This window comes from Blastococcus saxobsidens (assembly GCF_002938435.1).
Lineage (GTDB): Bacteria > Actinomycetota > Actinomycetes > Mycobacteriales > Geodermatophilaceae > Blastococcus > Blastococcus saxobsidens.
On sequence record NZ_POQT01000032.1, the window covers coordinates 1 to 23,114 of the forward strand.

General features: G+C 73.6%; 20 protein-coding genes, 1 tRNA gene and 3 pseudogenes. 10 read left to right on the forward strand and 14 right to left on the reverse strand.

What is annotated here, in order from left to right:
* Together C5507_RS16925 and C5507_RS16930 are read right to left on the reverse strand one after the other, a co-directional pair.
* A pseudogene (locus C5507_RS16925) lies at positions 1-1,098 on the reverse strand (hypothetical protein); the annotation flags it as partial.
* A gap of 161 nt (positions 1,099-1,259) precedes the next feature.
* On the reverse strand, positions 1,260-2,444 hold the full coding sequence (locus tag C5507_RS16930) for a hypothetical protein (protein ID WP_104529686.1): 1,185 nt from the start codon (positions 2,442-2,444) through the stop codon (positions 1,260-1,262).
* A 158-nt stretch (positions 2,445-2,602) separates the two neighbouring features.
* Here C5507_RS16930 and orn point away from each other — a divergent pair, with 158 nt between their 5' ends.
* From orn to C5507_RS16945, 3 genes are all read left to right on the forward strand, one after another.
* Complete coding sequence (orn, locus tag C5507_RS16935; protein ID WP_242610920.1) at positions 2,603-3,250, forward strand: oligoribonuclease; 648 nt, start codon at positions 2,603-2,605, stop codon at positions 3,248-3,250.
* 88 nt (positions 3,251-3,338) lie between these two features.
* Positions 3,339-3,411 (forward strand) — tRNA-His (locus C5507_RS16940).
* Positions 3,412-3,917: 506 nt separating this feature from the next.
* Positions 3,918-4,652 carry an SCO family protein gene (locus tag C5507_RS16945; RefSeq protein ID WP_207225636.1) on the forward strand — a complete coding sequence of 245 codons (735 nt, stop codon included), beginning with the start codon at positions 3,918-3,920 and terminating at the stop codon, positions 4,650-4,652.
* Positions 4,653-4,731: 79 nt separating this feature from the next.
* Here the strand turns inward: C5507_RS16945 and C5507_RS16950 are convergent, their stop codons facing one another.
* The 6 genes from C5507_RS16950 to C5507_RS16980 form a co-directional block, all read right to left on the reverse strand.
* Positions 4,732-4,986 carry an SHOCT domain-containing protein gene (locus tag C5507_RS16950; protein ID WP_207225635.1) on the reverse strand — a complete coding sequence of 85 codons (255 nt, stop codon included), beginning with the start codon at positions 4,984-4,986 and terminating at the stop codon, positions 4,732-4,734.
* A 578-nt stretch (positions 4,987-5,564) separates the two neighbouring features.
* Positions 5,565-6,155, reverse strand: coding sequence for a TlpA family protein disulfide reductase (locus tag C5507_RS16960; RefSeq protein WP_104529691.1), 591 nt, complete (start codon positions 6,153-6,155; stop codon positions 5,565-5,567).
* Entirely contained in the window at positions 6,155-7,048 is an 894-nt protein-coding gene (locus tag C5507_RS22420) for a F510_1955 family glycosylhydrolase (protein WP_158657628.1), read from the reverse strand. The genes C5507_RS16960 and C5507_RS22420 overlap by 1 nt, the downstream gene beginning before the upstream one ends.
* 63 nt (positions 7,049-7,111) lie before the next feature.
* Positions 7,112-8,071: a M56 family metallopeptidase gene (locus tag C5507_RS16970; RefSeq protein ID WP_130504129.1), complete on the reverse strand. Its 960-nt coding sequence runs from the start codon at positions 8,069-8,071 to the stop codon at positions 7,112-7,114.
* Positions 8,068-8,436 (reverse strand): BlaI/MecI/CopY family transcriptional regulator, encoded by a 369-nt coding sequence (locus tag C5507_RS16975; protein ID WP_104529693.1) that lies wholly within the window; start codon positions 8,434-8,436, stop codon positions 8,068-8,070. Before C5507_RS16975 ends, C5507_RS16970 begins: the two co-directional genes overlap by 4 nt.
* A 181-nt stretch (positions 8,437-8,617) precedes the next feature.
* Positions 8,618-8,830: a hypothetical protein gene (locus C5507_RS16980; RefSeq protein WP_104529724.1), complete on the reverse strand. Its 213-nt coding sequence runs from the start codon at positions 8,828-8,830 to the stop codon at positions 8,618-8,620.
* A 154-nt stretch (positions 8,831-8,984) separates the two neighbouring features.
* On the opposite strand from C5507_RS16980, the gene C5507_RS16985 reads away from it, so the two are divergent.
* From C5507_RS16985 to C5507_RS16995, 3 genes are all read left to right on the forward strand, one after another.
* The gene (locus C5507_RS16985; protein WP_104529694.1) at positions 8,985-9,578 is read left to right on the forward strand and encodes a TlpA family protein disulfide reductase; all 594 of its coding nucleotides are present in this window, start codon (positions 8,985-8,987) and stop codon (positions 9,576-9,578) included.
* Positions 9,575-10,441, forward strand: a complete 867-nt coding sequence (locus C5507_RS16990; protein WP_104529695.1) for a cytochrome c biogenesis CcdA family protein — start codon at positions 9,575-9,577, stop codon at positions 10,439-10,441. Before C5507_RS16985 ends, C5507_RS16990 begins: the two co-directional genes overlap by 4 nt.
* A 303-nt stretch (positions 10,442-10,744) precedes the next feature.
* Positions 10,745-11,968, forward strand: a complete 1,224-nt coding sequence (locus C5507_RS16995) for an MFS transporter (RefSeq protein WP_242610919.1) — start codon at positions 10,745-10,747, stop codon at positions 11,966-11,968.
* Between the two features lie 165 nt (positions 11,969-12,133).
* Here C5507_RS16995 and C5507_RS17000 read toward each other — a convergent pair whose 3' ends face one another.
* Complete coding sequence (locus C5507_RS17000) at positions 12,134-12,553, reverse strand: heavy metal-responsive transcriptional regulator (protein ID WP_104529697.1); 420 nt, start codon at positions 12,551-12,553, stop codon at positions 12,134-12,136.
* 55 nt (positions 12,554-12,608) lie between these two features.
* Here C5507_RS17000 and merA point away from each other — a divergent pair, with 55 nt between their 5' ends.
* Positions 12,609-13,979 carry a mercury(II) reductase gene (gene merA / locus C5507_RS17005; protein ID WP_104529725.1) on the forward strand — a complete coding sequence of 457 codons (1,371 nt, stop codon included), beginning with the start codon at positions 12,609-12,611 and terminating at the stop codon, positions 13,977-13,979.
* A gap of 587 nt (positions 13,980-14,566) precedes the next feature.
* Here merA and C5507_RS17010 read toward each other — a convergent pair.
* Complete coding sequence (locus C5507_RS17010) at positions 14,567-15,019, reverse strand: hypothetical protein (protein WP_130504128.1); 453 nt, start codon at positions 15,017-15,019, stop codon at positions 14,567-14,569.
* 227 nt (positions 15,020-15,246) lie between these two features.
* On the opposite strand from C5507_RS17010, the gene chrA reads away from it, so the two are divergent.
* From chrA to C5507_RS17030, 3 genes and pseudogenes are all read left to right on the forward strand, one after another.
* Positions 15,247-16,656, forward strand: a complete 1,410-nt coding sequence (gene chrA, locus C5507_RS17015) for a chromate efflux transporter (protein ID WP_242610918.1) — start codon at positions 15,247-15,249, stop codon at positions 16,654-16,656.
* A gap of 119 nt (positions 16,657-16,775) precedes the next feature.
* A pseudogene (locus tag C5507_RS23195) lies at positions 16,776-17,193 on the forward strand (universal stress protein).
* Between the two features lie 22 nt (positions 17,194-17,215).
* A pseudogene (locus C5507_RS17030) lies at positions 17,216-18,708 on the forward strand (alanine/glycine:cation symporter family protein).
* Here the strand turns inward: C5507_RS17030 and C5507_RS23545 are convergent.
* The 4 genes from C5507_RS23545 to C5507_RS17050 form a co-directional block, all read right to left on the reverse strand.
* Complete coding sequence (locus C5507_RS23545; RefSeq protein ID WP_158657630.1) at positions 18,605-18,925, reverse strand: hypothetical protein; 321 nt, start codon at positions 18,923-18,925, stop codon at positions 18,605-18,607. The pseudogene C5507_RS17030 and the gene C5507_RS23545 sit on opposite strands and share 104 nt — an antisense overlap.
* A 155-nt stretch (positions 18,926-19,080) precedes the next feature.
* Entirely contained in the window at positions 19,081-19,635 is a 555-nt protein-coding gene (locus tag C5507_RS17040; RefSeq protein WP_158657631.1) for a TetR/AcrR family transcriptional regulator, read from the reverse strand.
* Positions 19,636-19,715: 80 nt separating this feature from the next.
* A complete protein-coding gene (locus tag C5507_RS17045; protein ID WP_104529701.1) occupies positions 19,716-21,866 on the reverse strand; it encodes a 3-hydroxyacyl-CoA dehydrogenase NAD-binding domain-containing protein in 2,151 nt (716 codons plus the stop codon).
* Between the two features lie 12 nt (positions 21,867-21,878).
* A complete protein-coding gene (locus C5507_RS17050) occupies positions 21,879-23,093 on the reverse strand; it encodes an acetyl-CoA C-acetyltransferase (RefSeq protein ID WP_104529702.1) in 1,215 nt (404 codons plus the stop codon).
* Positions 23,094-23,114: the final 21 nt, after the last annotated feature.

A 23,114-nucleotide genomic window follows, 5' to 3' on the forward strand; every position in this document is an offset into this window, starting at 1 on the left:
GGACCGCGGACGCCCGCGGTCGGGCGGCGGCGGGCCCCAGGCCGGGGACAGCGGCGGACGTTCCGGTGGGGGCGGGGCGTCGGCCCCGGTCACCGCCGGCAGCACCGACGTGCGCGGCGCCGTCGCGGGAGCGGCCGGCGCGGACGGGGTGGACGGCGTGGACGGGGTGGACGGGGTGGACGGCGTGGGCCGCTCGTCCACCTCCACCGTGTCGCGCTGCACGGTGAGGTCGGGCACCGGCCGGGGCGGCGCCGCCGCCGCGACGGCCGCCGCGTTCGCCGAGGCGACCGACGCGGCCACGGCCCGGGCCACCGACGTGGCGCTCAGCTGCTGGGCGGCACCGGCCTCCGGCTGCTCGTCCTCGGCAACCGCGGTCTCGGTGGACGGCGCCAGGTGGATGGGCGAGGCCGCCATGGCCGCGGGCGCCAGCAGCTGGGGCCGGCGCAGCACGTAGGGCGAGTACGGGAAGGCCTCTCCGTTCAGCTCCTCCACGGTCGGCCCGCGTCCGGGCAGCTGCAGGGCCTGCAGCGCCGCCCGCACGTCCGCCGTCGTCCAGAACCGGGGGTTGTCCACGCCGGCGTGCCGGCTGGCCCGGGCGAAGGCGAGCAGGAGCGAGCGGGGATCCAGGGTCGCGACGAGATCGCCCTCGCCCAGGTCGCCGTCGGCCGGCACCAGGCCGGTGATCTCGCCGACCAGCACGGTCAGCCGGGCGATCCGCCCGGGCTCGAGCCCGGCCCGGCGCAGCTTCATCGCGGTGTCCATGCCGGCCCGCATGAGGCCGTCGAGCGGGCTGGACCCGCCGCCGACCAGCTGCAGCACCTGGCTCGGCCCACCCTCGGGGGCGATGCTCCAGGCGCCGTCCGGCGTGGCGGTGACGACGCCGGACTGGCGCAGCACCTCCACGACCCGGATGACGGCGACGCCCTCGGGCACCAGGAGCACCGCGTCGGACTGCCGGCGGCCCAGCGGACCGTCGACCAGCGGGATCGAGGCGACCACCGCCGCGCGCACCGAGGCACCGGTGTCCCAGCGGGCGAGCTCGCCGAAGAAGGCGCGTTCCCCCGCCGTCTGCAACGGCTCCGGGGTCAGGGCCAGCACGTCGTCCTCCGGGGGCGCTCGGTCAACGGTCAGCGGTCGAGGGCCGGCGCCCGTTCGAACGCGGCCGGGGGCAGGCTCGGTGGGCGCCCCCGTGACGCAGCCGCCACCGACGCTACGTCATGGAGGTGGCGTCCCGGCGTACCGCGCCGGAGTGTGGCCGATCAGGCGGCGGACGCCGCCGGCAGCGCGACGTCCTCGTCGGCGGACCGCCAGTGGGCGAACCAGGCGGAGCCCGCGACGAGATCGACCAGACCCCACAACACGGCGAATCCGACGGCGACCGGCAGCGCCGACCACCAGCCCCACGGCGGGAGCAGGCCCATCGCCTCCAGCGGGTGGGCGAGGCCGTAGACGGCGGCCGTGACGACGACGCCGGCGATCCAGCCCGGGATCCCCCGGGTGACGGCGAGGTCGATGAGGACGGCGCCCAGGATGAGCACGACCGGCAGCACCGACGGCGGGAAGCCGGTTGCCACCAGGCCGAGCCACATGACGCCGCGGTAGCCGAGGTAGACCACGGCGATGACCGTGGCGGTCCAGCGCAGCCCGATGATCTTGCGGGCCAGCACGAGGGAGAGCAGGCCGGCGCAGATCAGCCACGCCGGGTGCACCCACGAGGGCACCGGGAGCATGAACATGGCGGGCGTCTGCCCCTGCGCGGCCGCGAAGTCCAGCAGCGAGGGCTCGGCCGTCGTGCGGCCGGCCCGGTATGCCTCCAGCGACAGGACGCCGTACTCCTGGTGCTGGTTGGGGAAGAGGACGTTCTCGACGAAGAACAGCCACAGCCCCAGCGACACCAGCTCGCGGATGCGGCCGGGGGCGGCGTAGAGCCACCAGCCGCGGATGGCCCCGGCCAGCATGATCGCCGTGCCGAGGTAGAGCAGGGCGTGGCTGGGGCTCCAGCTGGTGATGTCCAGGCCGTTGATGCGGTGGTTGACGATGTCGATCGGGATGGCGACCAGGAAGGTCGCGATGCCGGCCTGCATGAGCCGCAGCGCCCGGCGGTCGACGCCGTAGCCGCTGTAGCTGTGGAAGACGACCAGGGCGACGACGACCGCGGTGCCTGCCGTGTTGAGCAGGTGCGGCGGCGCCAGGTCGTCGCGCAGCCACTTGAAGTGCCACGAGACGTCCCACGACGAGCCGAGCATCTTGAACAGGAAGGCCCCGAGCCAGGCGGTGTAGATCCAGCGCAGCTCGGTGGCCGTGGTCGCGCGCCCGGGGCGCCCGGGGGTCATGTAGGCGATCCAGAGCCACTTCAGCAGCGCCACCGGGTGGGCCAGGCCGGCGCGGAGCGTGCCCGGCGCCTGCGGCACGGGGGTCGTGGCGGGTGCGGGTGCAGAAGACACTGGTTTTGCTTCCTGACGGAGGGCGGTCCGGCGACAGTAACCGTGATCGGCACCGATTCCGAGCCATGGGAGTCGCGTTCCGGCGGTCGACCCGCGAGTGCGCGAACGCACGGGGTGTGCGGGACGCTCGGTGCCCACGGTGCGTACTGTCAGCCGACGTGGCGGAGAGCGCGGGGCACCTGGTCTGGATCGACTGCGAGATGACCGGCCTGGACCTGACCAAGGACAAGCTGATCGAGGTCGCGGTGCTGATCACCGACTCGGAGCTCAACGTCCTCGACCCGGGCCTGGACCTCATCATCTCCGCCGACGACGCCGATCTCGACGGCATGACCGAGTTCGTCGCCGAGATGCACGCCACGTCGGGGCTGACCGACGAGGTCCGCGCCTCGACGCTGACCCTCGCCGAGGCCGAGCAGCAGGTCCTGGCCTACGTGAAGCAGTTCGTGCCCGAGCGCCGCACGGCCCCGCTGTGCGGCAACTCCATCGGCACCGACCGTGGCTTCCTCGCCCGCGACATGCCCGAGCTCGACGACCACCTGCACTACCGGATGGTCGACGTCTCCTCGGTCAAGGAGCTGGCCCGCCGCTGGTTCCCGCGGGTCTACTTCGCCCAGCCGGCCAAGGGCCTCGCCCACCGGGCGCTGGCCGACATCATCGAGTCGGTGCGCGAGCTGGCCTACTACCGGAGCACGCTGTTCGTCGCCGCACCGGGACCCAACAGCGACCAGGCGAAGAAGGCCGCCGACGAGGTGGTGGGCACCTTCGCCGGCCTGCTCGCGGCGGGCGACGCCGGCACCGCCTGACCGCGACCACTCCCCCGGCGGACCGCCGTCCGGTCTCCGGTATCGTGGTGCCGTTCCCCCCGGGCGTACGCGCACGGGCGGAGTCACGGTGGGTGTAGCTCAGTTGGTAGAGCACCAGGTTGTGATCCTGGGTGTCGCGGGTTCGAGCCCCGTCACTCACCCCGCACGAGAAGGCCCTGGTCGGTTCGCCGGCCAGGGCCTTCCCGCTTGCGGCGCCGTCCCTGACTGCAATCGGGACGACTGCGCAACGCGCGCACCTGCTGATGGTGCGGCTGGTCCTTTCCGACCAATCGCACGGAGCACACCACCATGCCCCTCGAGCCCCCGGCTGTCGGTCGCACAGCGCCGGGCCCAGCACCTCGTGTACTGGTGCAACGCCCGTCCCCGGCCTGCCGGCGCGGTCCTGCATACCGTTCTACGGTCGCGCCGAGGCCGCGCACTTCGTCGGCATGGCTGACCTGCTGGGCCTGGCCCCCCGGTGCTCCACGGGCGGACCGGCCGACCGCTCCCACGCGGCCGCCCGCGGCTGGATGATCACCCGCTGGCGGACCGATCGAACTGACGAGCGCGTCTGGCCGTCACGGTCAGGACGGCCGCGTCCTACTATGGGTAATAGTACATTCGGCCGGGCGCCGGACCCGGCCACCCCCGCATCCCAGGAGGCCACGTGCAAGGAGCGTCAACCCCAGCAGCTGTAGGCTCCGCCGTCCTGGTCGGCGGGCTGCTGCTCACCGGCTGCGGCCAGGACGCCACCGGAGCGGCCGAGGCCTCCGTCGCGGGCGGCGCCATCGTCACGACGCAGGACGACGGCTTCCACGGCACGCTCCTGCAGCAGCCGCAGCCCCGTCCGGACCTGACGCTGCCCACCACCAGCGGAGAACGGTTCGACCTGGGGGATCGCCCGGAGGGCGAGATCACGCTGCTGTTCTTCGGCTACACCCACTGCCCGGACCTGTGCCCGACCACGATGGCCGACCTCGCCGTGGCGCGGGACCGACTCGACCCGGAGATCCGCGACCGGGTGCAGGTGGTGTTCGTGACGGAGGACCCCGCGCGGGACACCCCAGTGGCACTGCGGGAGTGGTTGGACCGGTTCGACCCGGCCTTCACCGGACTCATCGGCGGCAGCGAGGCCACGGCGGCGGCGCTGCGGGAGCTGTACCTGCCCGAGAGCGCCCAGGTGACCGACCCGTCCCCAGAGGTCGCCCACCCGCACGAAGGCGAGGACACGACGGCGGACCCCGGGCAGGCCGGCGGTACGCACAGCCACGGCGACTACGGGGTCGATCACGCGGGAGCCGTGTACGCCTGGGGCCCAGGAGGCCGGTCGATCGTCTACACCGGCGGCACCACGCCGGACCAGTACGCCGCGGACCTCACCCGACTGGCCACCACCGACTGAAGCGGACCACCCGCCCCGGCCGCCGGTCGGCTTCCGCGTCGGCGCACCGCGGGCACAGGCCGCCGGGGACCGGTCGGCGTCAGCCCCCGGACAGGTCGCGCTGCACCCGGAGGTATTCCTCGCGGTCGATCTCGCCGGCGGCGTAGCGGCGGTGCAACAGCTCCTGCGCGCTGGGGGATGCGTCGGGCCGGGCCGGCGCGCGGTGCTTGACCAGCCAGACGGCAGCAAGAACCGCGACCACCAGCAGGGCGACCCCGACCACGGCCCAGAGCAGCATCCAACCGCCCATCATCCCCATCATTCCGCCATCCATCATTCCGCCGTCATGTCCCATCGACTGCTCCATCCCTCGAGTCGGCAGGACGCCCCCGCGGAACGCCCTGCCACGTGTCGTCGACCGCTGTCGGCGGCCGGTCCATCGACCAGGCGTGAGCGCGGGCGCCCTCGCCCATCCGCGCGCACCGCTGCGTGGTGCCGCGCTTCCCCTCCTCCATGAGCTCGTGCATCTGCGCCACGGCGGCGGGCGCACCGGGCGTCCCACCGTCGTCGCCGGAGTGGGCATGGGCCACCCCGGCGGGAAGGGTGACCCCTCCTGCCAACAGCGCTGCGACCAGCAGGGGGTGCTCCATGGTGCGCCCCCTCGGTCCCGTGCGCGTCTCGATGGACCCAATCTACTATGGAGCATAGTAGGACGTGCGGCGGAGGCCCGCAGCCTGCCCCGGCAGCGACCGCGGCACGAACGCCCGATGGAGGAGCAGGAGCGACGGCAGAGGAATCGCCATGACGGCCAGCCGGGCGGACGACCAGCGATGAGCGTGTCGTCGCACTCGGCGGCATCGCGATGATCGCCGCCCCGGCCTGGCGAAGTCCTCGCGCCCTCGACGGCGAGGCACATCCAGGTGGAGGAACCGCTCAGGCGCCGTCGGAGGAGCGGACGAGGTCGTCGATCAGGCGCTGCAGCTCCGCGGAGGTCAGCTGGCCCACCACCCGCTCGACCACGCGGCCGTCGGCGTCGAGTGCGAGGGTCACCGGCAGCCCCCGGATCCCCAGCTCGCGCAGCAGCGCCCCGTCGGCATCGACGGCGTGCGGGTAGTCGATGTCGTGCTCGGCGAGGAACCAGCGGGCGGCATCGGGATCGTCCTGCACGTCCACCCCCAGGAAGCGGACCTGCTCGCGATGGCGGGCGTAGGCCTCCTGCAGCAGCGGCATCTCCTCCCGGCACGGGCCGCACCAGGTCGCCCACAGGTTGACCAACGTCGGACGGCCGGTCAGCCGGTCCAGCGCCACGTCCGCGCCCGGACCCAGGCAGGGAAGGGTGAGCGGCGGCAGGGCATCCGCGCCGGCCGGCACCAGGTCCTCGGGCAGCTGCTCGCAGGCCGGTGCCGGCGGAGCCGCCTCGGCGGTCGCGGACCCGGTCCGCCCAGTGGTCCCGTTCGACTGGGCGGTCGCACAGCCGGCCGACAGGGCGGCGGCCAACAGCCCGCCGACCAACCGCGCCCGCATCAGGACTCCCGGTACAGCTCGGTGAAGGTCTCCCCACCGTCGGTCGACGCCAGGACCGCGCCGTCGACGGCGACGTAGACCTCATCCCCCTCCACCGTCAGCGCCGCCGGCGCGCCACCGACAGTCCCGCGCTCGGCCCAGGTCCGCCCGCCGTCGGTGCTCCCGAACACCGTGCCGTCGGGTGCGACACCAACGGTGAGACCGCCCTCGGCGGCGATGTCCACCAGCACGAGCAGCGGGGCGCCGGCGACGGCGGTGACGCTCTCCCCGGCATCCTCGCTGACCACCAGCCCGGCCTCCGTGGTGGCCAGCACCCGCTGCGGATCGGTGGGATCGGCAGCCAGGTCGGCGAGCCGCATGCCCCCGCGGTCGGCCCACTCGACGCCGTCCTCGCTGACCAGCAACCGGCCACCGCTGTAGCCGTAGATGGTGCCGCCCGCAGCGTCCAGCGCGTGGAAGTCGGCTTCGCCGGCCAGCGCCAGCGGCTCCCAGGTCCGCCCGCCGTCGACACTCTCGATCAGGCCCAGGTTCGCCGGACCGTCTTGGCCCTCACCGGGATGGCCGCTGGCCAGGTAGTGCTCGGGGCCGACGACGGTGAACCCCATGAAGTCCTGCACCCGGTCGGCGATGCGGGTCAGCTCCCCGTCCGGCGTGATGCGCACCAGCCCGTAGTGCGTGCCGGCGTAGAGGGCGTCGTCAGCGGGGTCCACTCCGAGCCCGTGCACGTGCTCCAGGGCCACGTCTCCGCCGCCCGCGCGCGCCCCGCCCCCACCCACGACGGCCGGGTCCGCGCCACAACCGGCGAGGACGAGCACGCTCACCGCGGCGGCGCCGGGCAGCACCCACGGCCGGCCACGGCGGGCAGGACTGGTGGACGGGACGGACGATCGCATGAGTTCCCCAGGAGGCCGGACGCAGCATTACTACTTCCCATAGTAGGCGTTCGGTGGAAGGGGTCAGACCCAGCCGGATCCGGGGAGGACGCACAACCCGCTCGAGACCGCGGACAGCAGGGGCCAGGCGGCCAGCGCCACGGGCCCGGTCACCACCAGCACCGCCGCCGTGACGGCGGCCATGCGCTGCGCGGCCCCGAGAGGGGCGGCCGGCCGCAGCAGCCGGGTCACGCGAAGCGCGCCGGCCCCCTGCGCGGCGGCCAGCGCCGCGGCAGGGGCGCGCATGCCGGCGAGGGTGACCAAGGCGGAGGCGACCTCCACCCGGTTCACCTGCCGGGCGGCCGCGTCGTCGGCCAGCAGCTCGACCAGCCGCTCGGTCTCCGCCCGACTCCGGGAGAAGAGGGGCACTCCGGGGAAGGCCCGGTCCAGGATCCGGGCAGCGCCGACGGCCAGGTGGTGCCGACCCCGCAGATGCGCCCGCTCGTGGGCCAGCACGGCGGAGAGCTCGTCGGCGGAGAGCAGGCGGAGAGCCGCTGTGGTCACCACGACGGCGCGGCGGCGTCCCGGCAGGCAGAAGGCGGCCGCGTGGTCGGACTCCAGCACCACCGCCCCCAGCGACTGCTCGCGGCGAGCCCCGACCAGGAGGCCCCCGCGCAGCCGGCGCCGCTCCCGCCGGTCGCGCAGGCGGCTGCGGACGGCGACCCACCCCAGGCGCAGGAGCACCCCGCCCGACAGCAGCACGCCGACGAGCACCGCGGTCAGCTGCCCGGGCGAGCCGTAGACGGCGGCGATGGTCGCCGCACAGGCATCGAGAATCGATGCCAGGCCGTCGGCGACCACGCCGGCCGGCACCAGCAGCGCCAGGCCGGCGAGCACCACGGACACGAGCACGCTCACAGACGCCGCCTGCCAGGCGCCGACGGCCAGCCGCGGAGACCGGTCGGCCCAACCGGCACCGAGCGCCCGCGGAGCCAGCACCACCAGCGTCGCGGCGAGAGCCAGCAGCGCGACGGTGGTGGTCACGACGTCTGGGCCTGCCGGGCCGATTCCACCGCGGTCCGCAGGCTGGCCACCGCGTCCGCATCGAGGTCAGCGACGAAGTGCATGAGCACCTCGTCGCGATCCCCGGCCGCACTCAGCACGTCCTGGAGCATCGCCGCCGAGTGCTCCGCGCGGGTCCGGGTGGCGCGGTACCGCCAGGCCCGGCCTTCCATCTCCCGACCGAGCGCGCCCTTGCGGTGCAGGTTGTCCATCACCGTCATCACGGTCGTGTAGGCCAGTGACCGGGATGCGGCCAGCTCAGCGAGCACCTCCCGGACGGTCGCCGCCTCGCCACGGCGCCACAGCACGTCCATCACGACGGCTTCCAACTCACCGAACGGGCGCACTCGCCACCCCCATCTCCTCCGCGCCGCTGCGCGACGGGACCCTCAGCAAGCCGTCGGCCGCGCCGCAGCTTCCCGCCACAGTACTAGCGGCGGTAGTGGACGACGTGCCTGCGGCGGTCCCGCCCGGCAGCATCTCGCCACCGCCGGCACCCGCGGGCGAGGGCCGGCGACAGCCGGCCGCTCATCGGCTCGGCTCGACCGGCCTCGCGTCGCCGTCGGTGGCCGATCGTTCGGCACGCAGCTGGTCGATCTCGGCACGCAGCCCGGCGAGCTCGCTCAGCCTGTCCGCGGACGGCTGCCGTGCCGATCCGTGACCGCGGCTCATCCACCACATCATCGCCCCCATGCCGACCGGGCAGGCCAGCAACGCGAGCAGGTAGAGCGGCTCCGACATCGGTGCCTCCAACGGGTCGTGCGACGCCACGACGGCGCCACGATGCCCGATAGTAGACCGCTGCTCCTAGGTGTCATAGTAGGGATGTGGTGAGGAAGCAGCTCAGTCGCACAGCCGGCCACCGGCCTTCCGGTTACGCCGCGGCGGCACGTCGATGAGCCGGCCGTTCAGCCGCCGGACCCTGCTCGTGGCCGCCGGCGCCCTCGCCGGAGCGCTGGCCGCCTGCTCCCCCGGTGAGGACGGCGCCCGAAGCGGCAGCGGGGAGTACGAGTTCACCGAGCCCACCCCGCCGGCGACCGTGCTCGCCGAGGACCAGCGAGCACAGGCCCCGGCGTTCTCCGGGGAGCTGCTCGACGGCACCCCGTTCGACTCGTCGTCACTGGCCGGGGACGTCGCGGTCATCAACTTCTGGGGGTCCTGGTGCGTGCCGTGCCGGGTCGAGACCCCGGAGTTCCAGGCCGTGCACGCCGACGTCGCCGCCCGCGGCGTGCAGTTCCTCGGCATCGACGTCAAGGACCAGCGGCAGATGGCCGTCGCCTTCGTCGAACGGCTAGGGGTGGCCTACCCGTCGGTGTTCGATCCGCGCGGTGAGGTCGCGATGGCCTTCCGCGGCTTCCCGGCCAACGTGGTGCCCTCCACCATCCTGCTCGACCGCGACGGCCGGGTCGCCGCCGTCTACACCGGCCAGGTCCGCGGTGCGGACCTGCGCACCGCCGTCGAGCTGTTGCTCGCGGAGGACCAGCGGTGAGCGAGCTCGCGGCGACCTTCGCCGACATCGTCACCGACGGCTCGCTGCTGCTGGCCATCGGCGTGGCCGCGCTGGTCGGGCTGATCAGCTTCGCCTCACCCTGCTGCCTGCCGCTGATCCCCGGGTACGTCAGCTACGTCGCCGGGCTCGCCGGCTCCCAGGCCACCGCCGGCCGGCCCCGAGTTCCGCAGCCTGCCGGCGGCGGCCCCGCCGATGCGACGTCGGCCGGTTGCTCAGGCGAGGCCGGCCCTGCCCCCGCACCGCCGGCAGCCGCCGGCCGCGGTCGGGTGCTCGCCGGTTCCCTGCTGTTCATCGCCGGCTTCAGCGCCGTCTTCGTGTCCTTCGGAGCGCTGTTCGGGGGCCTGGGCCGGCTGCTGCTGGAGTGGTCCCCGGTGCTCACCCGCGTCGCAGGCGTCGTCGTGATCGCGATGGGGCTGTCCTTCCTCGGCGCGATCCCCTGGCTGATGCGCGAACGCCGCATCCACCACCGGCCGCCGGCCGGCCTGGCCGGCGCCCCGGTCCTCGGCGTCGTGTTCGGCCTCGGGTGGACGCCCTGCCTGGGCCCGACGCTGGCCGCGGTGAACACCCTGGCCTACACCCAGGCTTCGGCCGGGCGCGGCGCCGTCCTGGCCCTCGCCTACTGCCTCGGCTTGGGCATCCCTTTCGTCCTGGTCGCTCTCGGCGCCCGGCGCGCCCTTGCGTTCTCCGCCCTGGCCCGCCGGCACGCGCCCACGGTCATGCGGGTCGGCGGGGGCCTGATGATCGCCCTCGGGATCCTGTTGCTGACCGGCTGGTGGGACGCGCTGATGATCTGGCTGCGGGCCTGGCTGGGTGCCACCGGGCTCAGCACGTCGGTCCTCTGAGACCCCATGACCTTCGGCCGCCTCGAACGGTGGAAGTCGCCGACTTCCTTCACAGCACGTGGGTCTTCGACCCCTGCGGAGGACGCACCGCCGGGTCACCGGCACCCAGGACGGTCGACTGTGCGCCGGTCGGGGTGACACGGCCGTGCTCGAGAACGGCTGCCCGCGGCCGCTGTGCGGCGGCGACGTGTCCGCCCTCTCGCCGGACCGGACACGCGCCGGCTGAGCATCGGGGCAGCGCGCGGAGGCCGCTCGGGTAGGGCTGCAGGAACGAGAACGCAACGGCGAGGAAACAGGCGGGACGTGGCAGACGATCAGCGGCCGGCGGGGATGCGCGCCGTGCTGGCCCAGCCGGACTTCCGGCGGCTGTGGACCGCACGCACGGTGAGCCAGTGGGGGGACATCTTCAGCTTCGTCGCCCTGGCCATCCAGATCTACCGGCTGACCGGCTCGGGGCTCGGCGTGGCCGGTGTCGTCGTCGCCGAGATCATCCCGCTACTGCTGGTCGCCCCGATCGCCGGCGTCGTCGTCGACCGGCTGCCCCGCGTGCAGGTGATGGTCGCCGCCGACGTGCTCCGCGCCGCTCTGGCCGGCGTGCTGGTTATCTGGCACGACGACCCGCTGGTCATCTACGCGGTCGCCTTCGGCCTGTCGGCCGGGGCGGCGTTGTTCAATCCGGCCGCCAACAGCGTGCTGCCCGCGGTGGTGGCCGACCCCGGGATCGTCGCCGCCAACAGCGCCGTCTGGACCGCGGCAGTGCTGTCGCAGATCATCCTCGCGCCGCTGGCCGGAGGACTGGTCGACCTGGCCGGTCCTGGCTGGGCGTTCGGCCTCAACGCCGCGAGCTTCCTCGTCTCGGCACGGGTGCTACGCGGCCTACGGCTGGTCGAGCCGGCGCGTGAGGTCGGCCGCCGCCGGCTGCTCTCCGAGGCCGGCGAAGGGGTGGCCCTGGTCCGCGGCGACCGGCTGCTGCGCGCCCTGGCCATCGGCCAACTGCTGGCCGCTCTGTCGGCCGGCGCGACCAGTGCACTGCTGGTCGTGCTGGCCGCCGAGCACCTTCGGGCACCGGCGGACGCCTACGGGTTCCTCCTCGGCGCGATAGGCGTGGGCGCCGCCCTCGGGCCCACGCTCCTGCTGCGGCTGATCCCCGACCCGCGCCGGCCCCTGTACGTCTTCGGCCCCTATGTGCTGCGCGGAGCGGTCGACCTGGTCCTCGCCTCGGTCCGCTCGCTCCCGGTCGCTGCGGCCGCCCTGGCCGTGTACGGCGTCGGAAGCTCCACCGGCGCGATCACCTTCAACAGCCTGCTGCAGTCCCACGTCATCGACCGCACCCGTGGACGGGTCTTCGCCCTGATGGACCTGCTCTGGCAGACCGGGCGGCTGGCCAGCCTCGGCGTCGGCGGCCTGCTCGCCGACGCCGTCGGCATCCGCGCCGTCTACTACCTCGGCGGTGCCCTGCTGCTGCTCGCCGCCGCCGTCGGCTTCGCCGCCGGCCGCGCCGCCGGCCCCGCCGGCCGCCAGGGCTGACCTCGGTCCACTGGCCGCCCGCCGGGCACTCCGGCGCCGGCCCGAGGTGAGCACTTCCCCCGGCGGCTGCCCGAGGCCTGAACGCGAGGTCGAGGCGGGCTGCGCAACAGCGGCATGTGGCCGCGAAGGCGGCCGCCGGGCCTCCGCCCCGCGGCGGTAGCTCACCTACGCACCGGTCGGAATGGCGGTCTGCGTGGGAATGACGTGGCAGACGACGGCGTCGTCGCAGGCGGCGGGATCGAGCCGGTCGGCCCGCTGACGTAGCCGGCGGACCTCCGCCCGCAGCGCGGTCAGCTCGGCGATGCGCCGGTCGAGGTCAGCAGCGTGCGCGTCGAGCAGGTCGGCGACGTGCCGGCACGGCGGGCCGCTGTTCTCGCGGACGGTGACCACCTGTCGGATCTCGGCCAGGGTCAGGCCGGCGGCTTGCGCCGCCTTGACGAACCGCAGCCGGGCCAGCGCCTGCTCGTCGTAGTCCCGGTAGCCCGAGGGACGGCGCGCCGGTTCGGGCAGCACGCCGGCGGACTCGTAGAACCGCAGGGCCTTGACGCTCACCCCGGCCCGGGCGGCGAGCTCGCCGATGCGCATGCCGCCGACTCTACGACTTGACCTTCCAGTGCAGGGGAAGCTCTACGGTCCCATCATGCGCGATGCACTCGACCTGGTGGTTGTCGGCACCGGCGGTGCGGCCATGGCCGCGGGCATCCACGCCCGCGGACAGGGCAAGAGAGTCGTCCTCGTCGAACGGGGCGTGGTCGGAGGGACCTGCCTGAATGTCGGCTGCGTCCCCAGCAAGACGCTGCTGGCCGCCAGCGGACGGCGCGAGCGCGCCCAGCACAGCTCCTTCCCGGGCGCGCCGACCAGCGGCGGGCAGGTCGACCTCCGGTCGCTGGTCACGCAGAAGGACGACCTCATCGAGCAGCTGCGCGGCGCGAAGTACCTCGACGTCGCCGACGCACACGGCTTCGAGATCCGCCACGGTGAGGCCCGCTTCGCCGATCCGCACACCCTGCTGGTGGACGGGCAGCCGCTGCCGGCCGCGGCGTACGTGGTGGCCACCGGGTCGGTGCCGGACACCCCGGACCTGCCGGGCCTGGAGGAGGTGGACTGGCTGACCTCGACGACGGCGATGGAGCTGACCGAGCTGCCCGAGAGCCTGATCGTCGTCGGCGGCGGGTACGTCGGCATGGAGCAGGCCCAGCTGTTCGCCGGGTTGGGCACGCGGGTGACGCTGGTGGGCCGGCTCGCCCCGCACACCGAGCCCGAACTGGCCGCGGTGATGGCCGAGGCGTTCGACCGCGGCGGCGTCACCCTCCTCGAGCAGCGCGCGGTCCAGGTGGCCGCAGCCGCGGACGGGGTGCGGGTGACCACCCACGCCGGGGCGACGGTGACCGGCGCGCGGCTGCTGGTGGCCACCGGCCGCAGCGCGCGGACCGACGGGCTGGACCTGGCGGCGGCCGGTATCGAGGTCGACGAGCGCGGGTTCATCGCCGTCGACGCCCAGCAGCAGACGACCAATCCGAAGGTGTGGGCCGCGGGTGACGTCTCGGGCGCACCCCAGTACGTCTACGTCGCCGCCGCGACCGGCCGCGCCGCAGCGGTCAACGCGCTGGGCGGCAAGGCCGAGGTCGACTACACCGGCCTGCCGCAGGTCGTCTTCACCCGCCCGCAGCTGGCCAGCGTCGGGCTGACCGAGGCGCAAGCCCTCGCGGCCGGGCACGCCTGCGACTGCCGGGTGCTCGGCGCCCAGGACGTCCCGCGCGCGCTGGCCGACCAGGATCCCCTGGGCGCGCTGAAGATGGTCATCGACGCCGACACCGGGACGGTGCTCGGCGTGCACGCCGCCCTCGACGGCGCCGGCGACGTCGTGCTCGCAGCGACGTACGCGATCCGGGCCGGGATGACCGTCGACGACATCGCCGACACCTGGGCGCCGTACCTGACGATGGCCGAGGCGCTGCGCATCGCCGCCGGCCTGTTCCGCACGGACAAGCCGACCAGCTGCTGCGCATGAGCGTCGACACCCGGCGGCCTCGAGCGCCGGAACGGCAGCGCTGGCAGCGGGCCGGTGACCTGCTCCTGGGTCGGCCACGTCCGCGCCTGTCGTCAGCGTGTCGGGCGCCTCGGGGACCGCGAGTGCGCGCTGAGCTTCGCCCAGGCGGCGGTCGTGTCCGCAGACAGCTCCGGACCGACCGCCGGACGGGGTCGGTCTGCTGCTGGTCCGGCGGACCTGTCCGGTCGCCGCGGCGGCGTCCACCCATCAGGTGGGGCCGCATCCGGCCGATCCCCCGGATGCCCTCGGCGGAGAACTCGACCCCGCGGGCGACGCCGGCGCGCTGAGGGGGAACTGGCCGCTCCGATCGGGGGGACAGGTCGGGGGGCAACAGCCAGGCACAGAAGGGCTCAGGACGGCTCAGGGACGACCAGCGACGCCCATCCACAGTCTGACGGGCATTCGGGGCCACCAGGCCCGGGACCGGTCTCACTCGCGGGTTCGAGCCCCGCCACTCACCCCACGCAGGAGAGGCCCCGGTCAGGCGACTGACCGGGGCCTCCTCCGTCGACGACAGCGGCGGTCGGGCCCGGTCGGGACGGGCGCGCTCAGCCCTGCGCGTCGACGATGTCGGCGGCGATGTGGGTGACCGGGATGCCACAGCCCTTGCGCAGGCGCGCCGGCAGGTCACGGCGGAGCCAGTGGGACAGCCCGGCGGGCAGGGTGGAGACGATGATCTCGTCGGCCTGGAAGTGGCCCAGGGTGGCCCGGACCGCCTGCAGCACGTCCTCGTCGCCGACCTCGCCGTCCGCTGTAGCGCCCTGGTCCCGCAGGTGGTCCAGGGCCCGGTCCAGGCGCTGCCGGGCCAGCGCGTAGGCGCGGTCGCTCACGGAGGGCCCCAGGCCCGCGTACGCGCTCGGTCCGTCGACCTCGTCGCGTGCCGGCGTTGCGGGGGCGACGAGGTGGAACTCGTGCGGTCCGGCGTCCAGCCGCTCCTGGACGGCGCGGGTCAGCGCACCGGTGGTGAGAGTCTGGTTGGCGACGATCAAGCAGCGACGCATGGCCGTGTGCTCCTCTTGGGGTCGATGCCACGGAGGGCCCGGTGTGGTCGCGGGCCGTGCCGCTGCGGTACCCGCACCGTCCGCGCTCAGCCGCACGGACGACGAGCACCGCCTTCGGCCGGCCGGGCCCGGTCGTGGCCACGGCAGGTGACGGGGAGGCGCCGGTCCGGTGCACACCCCCCCCCCCCGCCTGGACAGGCCTGGACCGGCTCCGGTTCCATACCGTTGTGACGCCCGACGCCGCTCCCCTGCCGGACAGCGGCGGCGCACCGCGGCCCACCGAAGGCGATGCGTTCGGCGTCCCGTTCCGGTCGGCGGTGCGCGCGTGGTTCCTGATCTCGCTGCAGACCTTCGGCGGACCGGCCGGCCAGATCGCGGTCATGCAGCGCACGCTGGTCGACGAGAAGCGGTGGATCGGCCAGCGCCGGTTCCTGCACGCCATGAACTACTGCATGCTGCTGCCCGGCCCCGAGGCCCAGCAGCTGGCCACCTACGTGGGCTGGCTGCTGCACGGCACCCGCGGCGGCCTGGTCGCCGGTGGCCTCTTCGTGCTGCCCGGTGTCCTCGCGCTGCTGGTCCTGTCGGCGGTCTACGTCGCCTTCGGCACCACCACCGCCGTGCTCGCGGTGTTCGCCGGCCTCGCCCCCGCCGTCCTGGCGATCGTGGCGCAGGCCGTCGTCCGGGTGGCCAGGAAGACGCTGGACCGCCCGGAGCTGGTCGCCCTGGCCGTGGCGGCGTTCCTCGCCCTGGCGCTGTTCGGCGTCCCGTTCCCGGTGGTCGTCGCCGTGGCCGGCCTCGCCGGGTGGGCCCTCGGCCGGTGGCGCCCGGCCGCACCGCGGCCGAGGTCGGAGGACGCCGACGCCGGCCCCCCGCCGGTCATCTCCGACGACGTCCTGCACACCGAGGCGCCCTCGACCCAGCGCACCCTGCGCGTGCTGCTCGTCGGGCTGCTCGTCTGGGGCGTGCCGATCGTCGTCGTGGCGGCGCTCACCGGTGCGGGCAGCACGCTCACCGAGCAGAGCCTGTTCTTCTCCGGCACCGCAGTCGTCACCTTCGGCGGCGCCTACGCGGTGCTGGCCTTCGTGGCGCAGCAGGCCGTGGCCACCTACGGCTGGCTGTCCCCCGGGGAGATGGTGCGCGGCCTCGCGCTGGCCGAGACGACGCCCGGCCCGCTGATCATGGTCGTGCAGTTCGTCGCCTTCCTCGGCGCCTACCGCGCGCCCGGGTCCCTGGACCCGTGGGTGGCCGCGGTGCTCGCCTCGCTGCTGGTCACCTGGGTCACCTTCGTGCCCAGCTTCCTGTTCGTGCTGCTCGGCGCCCCGTACATGGAGCGGCTGCGGGGCAACACCTCGCTGTCCGCGGCGCTGACCGGCATCACCGCGGCGGTCGTCGGGGTCATCGCCAACCTCGGCGTCTACTTCGCCGTGCACACGCTGTTCGCCGAGTCGGCCCCCGTGAGCTGGGGTGCGCTGCAGGTGGAGCTGCCCGACGTCGGCACCCTGCGGCCGCTCGCGGTCGCCCTCGCCGTCGTGGCCGCCGTCCTGCTGTTCCGGTTCCGGTGGTCGGTGCTGCGCACCCTCGGCGTCTGCGCTGCTCTGGGCCTGGTCGCCGGGCTCGCCGGGCTGCCGGTCGCCTGAGGCGGGAGCAGCGCGGCCCCTCGGCCTCCCGTTTCGACCTGCCGGACGTCCCCGGCGGGTCTAGCGTTCCCGCCACTTGCGAACCGGCCGGACGTGCGACCGTGCCCGAATCGATCGTCGTGGGTCTCGACGGGAGCGAGTCGAGCGGCCGAGCCGCTGACGCGGCCGCCGACGCCGCGCGCCACCACGGTCTGCGCCTGGTGCTCGCCTGCGTCGTTCCCTGGTCGCCGTACTCGTTCACGACCGCGGAGGAGAACGAACGCCGGTCGGTGGAGAAGGAACGCGAGGCCGCGGACGCGGGAGCGGGTCCTGGGCCCCGTCACCGAGCGCCTCGCCGCACCCGGTGACCTCCAGGTCGACGGGGTCGTCCGGCGCGGCCACCCCGCCGAGACGCTGGTGACCCTGGCCCGCGAGCACGACGCGGCCTGGATCACCGTCGGCCGCGTCGGGCAGAGCCGCGTGCGCACCCTGCTGTTCGGGTCGACGCCCAGCAGCCTCATCCAGCTCTCGCCGATCCCCGTCCTGGTGGTGCCGTGATGGACGTCCTGGTGGTGCCGTGATGGACGTCCTGGCCGCCACCTTCGACGAGCGGGTCGACAGCTTCTTCGCCCCGGTCTCCGAGGTCATCACCGCGATCGTCTTCTTCGCCGTGCCACTGGACTTCATCGACGAGGGGGTGGAGCTGCCGCTGATCGTCGTCTGGCTGGTGGTCGCGGGCGTCTTCTTCACCGTCTACCTGCGCGGGTTCCAGTTCCGGGCGTTCAAGCACGCGATCCAGCTGACCCGCGGTGACTACAACAACCCCGCGGACGCCGGGGAGGTCACCCACTTCCAGGCCCTGGCGACGGCGGTGTCCGGCACCGTCGGGCTCGGCAACATCGCCGGCGTCGCGGTCGCCATCAGCCTCGGCGGCCCCGGCGCCACGTTCTGGATGATCATCGCCGGGCTCGTCGGCATGTGCACCAAGGGCGTGGAGTGCACCCTCGGCGTGAAGTACCGCAACGTCTACGCCGACGGCCGGGTGTCCGGCGGCCCGATGTACTACCTGACCAAGGGGCTCAAGGAGAAGAGCCCGCGGCTGGGCACCCTGGGCAAGGTCCTCGCCGTCCTGTTCTGCATCTTCACCCTCGGTGGCGCCGTCGGCGGCGGCAACATGTTCCAGGCCAACCAGGCCTTCAGCCAGGCGCAGTCGGTCACCGGAGGGGAGGACGGCCCCCTCGGCGGCGGCGCCGCCGGCGCGATCTTCGGGCTGGTCCTCGCCCTGCTCGTCGGCGCCGTCATCATCGGCGGGATCCGCAGCATCGCCCGGGTCACCGACAAGCTCGTGCCGTTCATGGCGGTCTTCTACGTGATCGCCTGCCTGACCGTGCTGCTCGCCAACGCCTCGGCGATCCCGAGCGCGCTGTGGGACATCCTCTCCCAGGCCTTCACCCCCGAGGCCGGCTACGGCGGCATCGTCGGCGTGCTGATCCAGGGCTTCCGGCGCGCGGCGTTCAGCAACGAGGCGGGGCTGGGCTCGGCGGCGATCGCGCACTCCGCCGTCAAGACGCAGGAGCCGGCGACGGAGGGCACGTCGCCGTCCTCGAGCCCTTCATCGACACCGTCGTCATCTGCACCATGACCGCCCTGGCCATCGTGATCACCGGCACCTACGCGGACGAGTCCAGCGCACCGGGCGTGCAGACCACGTCGGCCGCGTTCGAGTCGGTGGTCGGCTGGTTCCCCATCGTGCTGGCGGTGGCGGTGATCCTCTTCGCCTACTCGACGATGCTGGCCTGGAGCTACTACGGGCTGAAGGCCGCGACCTACCTGTTCGGCGAGTCCATGCTGGTGGACCGCACGTGGAAGTTCGTCTTCTGCCTCTTCGTCGTCATCGGCGCCTCGTCGACGCTGGACGCGGTGATCGGCTTCTCCGACAGCATGATCTTCCTGATGTCGCTGCCGAACATCATCGGCCTCTACATCCTGACCCGCGTGGTGAAGCGGGAGATCTACGGCTACCGGAGCCGGCGGGAGACCGGGGAGATCGTGCCCGTCGCGGAACGGACCTGAGCGGTCGCGGTGCGGGCAGCCCCCGCACCGCGACCGCCCCGATCACATGGTGCTGACGATGCAGCGAAGGTCCTGGGCCATGCGGGTGGCCTCCCGCGAGGCGCAGACGATGGCGTCCTGGGCCTGCGCGGTGGAGGCGTTCTGCTCCTCGACCACCGACGTCGGAGCTCTTCTCGAACAGCACGAGGTCGGTGACCCCGGCCTCCTCGAGGCGCACCGCTGCCGCGATGCCGCCCGAACCCGCAGCCGATGATGGCGATGCTGGTCACGGCCGGCCCTCCACGAGGGCGGCCGCGGGCGCGGCTCCGCGGCGGACGGCGGGCTGCTCGTCAGCGCTCATCTGCTCTCTCCTGGCGGGTGGGAAGGGGCCGGTCAGTCGGCCGACCGGGTGAAGGCCGCGACGAGGTCCATCCAGTGCTGCAGGTGCGGGGCGTCCCGCGGGGCGTCGGGTTGCAGCGCATAGGTCAGCGCCTGGCCACGCATCGAGGTGAGCAGCACCTGGTAGACCGCCTCGGCCTGCGGGTGGTGGGCGACCCGTTCGCCGAAGACCTCCATCGTCAGCGCCCGCAGCTGGACGCCGAGCCGGCGTTCGTGCGGGAGCAGCGCGGCGCGGAGCTCCGGATCCGTCCGGGCGGCTCCCCACAGCTCCATGGCGGCGATGAACAACGGGCCGTGGAAGCGCTCCCACACCAGCTGCACGCCCAGCCGGATCCGGGTGGTCGGCTCGGCGGGCAGCTCCGCCGCGGCCTCGCGGACGCTCGCGCTGAACTCCTCGTACAAGTGGTCCATCCCGGCGAGCAGCAGCTCGGCCTTGGACGTGAAGTGGTGGGTCAGCGCACCACGGGAGACGCCGGCCCGTCGCTGCACCTCCTGAGTGGTGGTGCGGGCGTACCCCAGCTCGACCAGCGACTCGACCGTCGCCCGCACGAGGGCGTCGCGGGTCGCCGCCCGCCGCTCCGCCTGGGTGCGGCGCAGCGGCGGGCGGGACTCGTGGATCGCGGTGTCGGTCAGCTCGCCACCGCTACGCGCAGGCTGCCGGCCGGCACGGCCCGCTCCAGCAGGATCGCCGGCGGGCGGAACCGCTCGCCGTAGGCGTCGGCCAGCTCGTCGGCGCGCGCCACGAAGCCCGCGACGCCGCCCGGGTACTGGTCGATGTACTGCAGCACGCCGCCGTAGAGGGGCGGGAAGCCGATGCCCATGATGGAGCCGATGTTGGCGTCCTCCACGGAGTTGAGCACCTTCTCCACGACGCAGCGCGCCGTCTCCACCGCCATGACGAACAGCAGCCGCTCCTGGGCGTCGGCGAAGGGCACCGCGTCGCTGGTCGGGAACAGCTCGGCCAGGCCCGGCCAGACCCGCTTCTCCGGCTGCCAGTCGAAGAAGCCCTTCCCGGCCGACTTGCCGGTGCGGCCCTGCTCCACCAGCGCCCGCAGCACGGCGACGCCCGGGTGGTCCTCGGTCGCGCCGGCCTTGGCTGCCTCGTCGCGGATCTTCAGCGGCAGGGTCAGGGTCACCTCGTCGATCAGGGTGAGCGGCCCGGCCGGGAAGCCGGCCTGCAGCGCGGCCCGCTCGATGCTCATCGGGGCCACGCCCTCGGCCAGCAGCGACGCACCCTCGAGCACCATGGTCCCGAACACCCGGCTGGTGAAGAACCCGCGGCTGTCCCGCACCACGATCGGCGTCTTGCCGATCTGCCGGACGACGTCGTAGGCGCGGGCGAGCGCGGCGTCGGACGTCTGCTCCCCCACGATCAGCTCGACCAGCGGCATCTTGTCCACCGGCGAGAAGAAGTGCATGCCGACGACGTCCGCCGGCCGCTGCACCCCCTCCGCCAGGCCGGTGATCGGCAGCGTGGAGGTGTTGGACGCCAGCAGCGCGTCCGGCAGGGCGTTGGCCTCCGCCTCGCCGAGCACGCGGTGCTTGAGCGCCTGGTCCTCGAAGACCGCCTCGACGACCACGTCGCAGCCGGCGAGGTCGGCGGCGTCGCCGGTCGGGGTGATGCGGGCCAGGAAGGCGTCGGCCGACTCCGGCGTCATCCTGCCGCGGGACACCTGCTTGCCGACCAGGCCCTCGACGTGCGCCTTGCCCTTCTGCGCCGCCTCGGTGCTGACGTCCTTGAGCACGACCTCGACGCCGACCTCGGCGAAGGCGTGCGCGATGCCGGCGCCCATCATCCCGGCGCCCAGCACGCCGACCTTGGCGGCGGCGTACCGCTCCGGGCCGGCCGGGCGGGAGGCCCCGCCGTTGATCGCGTTCAGGTCGAACCACAGCGCCTGGATCATGTTCGTCGAGACCTGGCCGGTGACCAGGTCGACGAAGTACCGGCCCTCGACGGTGAACGCGGTGTCCACGTCGACCTGCAGGCTCTCCACGGCGGCCGAGAGGATCGCGTACGGCGCCGGGTAGGGCGCGCCCTTGAGCTGCTTGGTCAGGTTGGCCGGGAACGCCGGGAGCGTGCTGGCCAGCGAGGGCGTCGACGGTGTGCCGCCGGGCACCTTGCAGCCCTTGGTGTCCCAGGGCTGGGCGGCGTCCGGATTCGCCAGGACCCAGGCTCGGGCCTTGGCCACCAACTCGTCCCGGTCACCGGCGAGCTCGTGCACGAGCCCCAACTCCATCGCCTTCGACGGGTGGAGCTGCTGGCCCCGCAGGAGCAGCTCGAGCAGCGCCGTCGTCAGGCCGAGGAGGCGGACCGAGCGGACGATGCCACCACCGCCGGGCAGCAGCCCGAGGGTGACCTCCGGGAAGCCCAGCTTGGCCTTCGGGTCGTCGAGGACGACGCGGTGGTGGCAGGCCAGCGCGATCTCCAGGCCACCGCCGAGCGCGGCGCCGTTGATCGCCGCGGCGACCGGGATCCCGAGGGTCTCCAGCCGGCGCAGCTGGCTCTTCACCAGCGTCACCTGCGCGAGGACCTGGTCGCGGGTCTCCGGCGTCGCCTGGATCAGGCTGCCGAGGTTGCCGCCGGCGAAGAACGTCTTCTTGGCACTGGTGAGGACGACGCCGCGGATCGAGTCCTTCTCGGCCTCGAGGCGGTCGATCGTCGCGCCCATCGAGGTCACGTACGCGTCGTCCATGGTGTTGGCCGACGACGCAGGGTCGTCCAGGGTGAGGACGACGACGCCGTCGGCATCGGACTCCCAGCGGATGGTGCTCTCGGACATCCGGGGTGCTCCTCAGACTCGCTCGACGACGGTGGCGATGCCCATGCCGCCGCCGACGCACAGGGTGGCCAGGCCGTACCGCAGGTCGCGGCGCTCGAGCTCGTCGACGAGCGAGCCCAGGATCATCGCGCCGGTGGCGCCCAGCGGGTGGCCCATCGAGATCGCGCCGCCGTTGACGTTGACCTGCTCGTGGTCGAAGCCGGTGTCGGCCATGAACCGCAGGACGACGGCGGCGAACGCCTCGTTCATCTCCACCAGGTCGATGTCGTCGACCGTGAGGCCGGCCTTGGCCAGCGCCTTGTGCGTGGCCGGCGCGGGGCCGGTCAGCATGATCACCGGATCGCTGCCGGAGACGGCGGCGCTCAGGATGCGGGCGCGCGGCGTCAGCCCGTTGCGGGTGCCGGCCTCCTCGGTTCCCACGACCACCAGCGCGGCGCCGTCGACGATGCCCGAGGAGTTGCCGGCCGTGTGCACGTGGTCGATCCGCTCGACCCAGTGGTACTCGTTCAGCGCGACGGCGTCGAAGCCACCCATGTCGCCGATGCCGGCGAAGGCCGAGGGCAGGCCGGCCAGCGACTCCACGGTCGTGCCCGGGCGCACCAGCTCGTCGGTGTCGGCCACCACGGTGCCGTTCTTGTCGATCACCGGCACGACCGAGTACTCGAAGTACCCGTTGGACCAGGCCTTGGCCGCGCGGGCGTGCGATTCGGCGGCGTAGGCGTCGACGTCCTCGCGGCTCCAGCCGGCGAGGGTGGCGATGAGGTCCGCGCCGATGCCCTGGGGGACGAAGCCGGTGGCCGCCGCGGTCTCGGGGTCCATCGGCCACGCGCCGCCGTCGGAGCCCATGGGCACGCGCGACATCGACTCCACGCCGCCGGCGAGCACGAGGTCCTCGAAGCCCGAGCGCACCTTCTGCGCGGCGAGGTTCACTGCCTCCAGACCGCTGGCGCAGAACCGGTTGATCTGCACGCCGGCCACCGTGTCGGGCAGCCCGGCGGCCAGCGCGGCGGTGCGGGCGATGACCGCGCCCTGCTCACCGACCGGGGAGACGACGCCGAGCACGATGTCGTCGACCAGCGCCGGGTCCAGCTGCGGGTTGCGCTGACGTACGGCGTCGATCAGGCCCGTGGTCAGGCTGATCGGCTTGACCGAGTGCAGCGCACCGGTCTTCTTCCCCTTGCCGCGCGGGGTGCGCACGGCGTCGTAGATGAACGCCTCGGCGGTCATTCGGGTCCTCTCGTGTGGTCC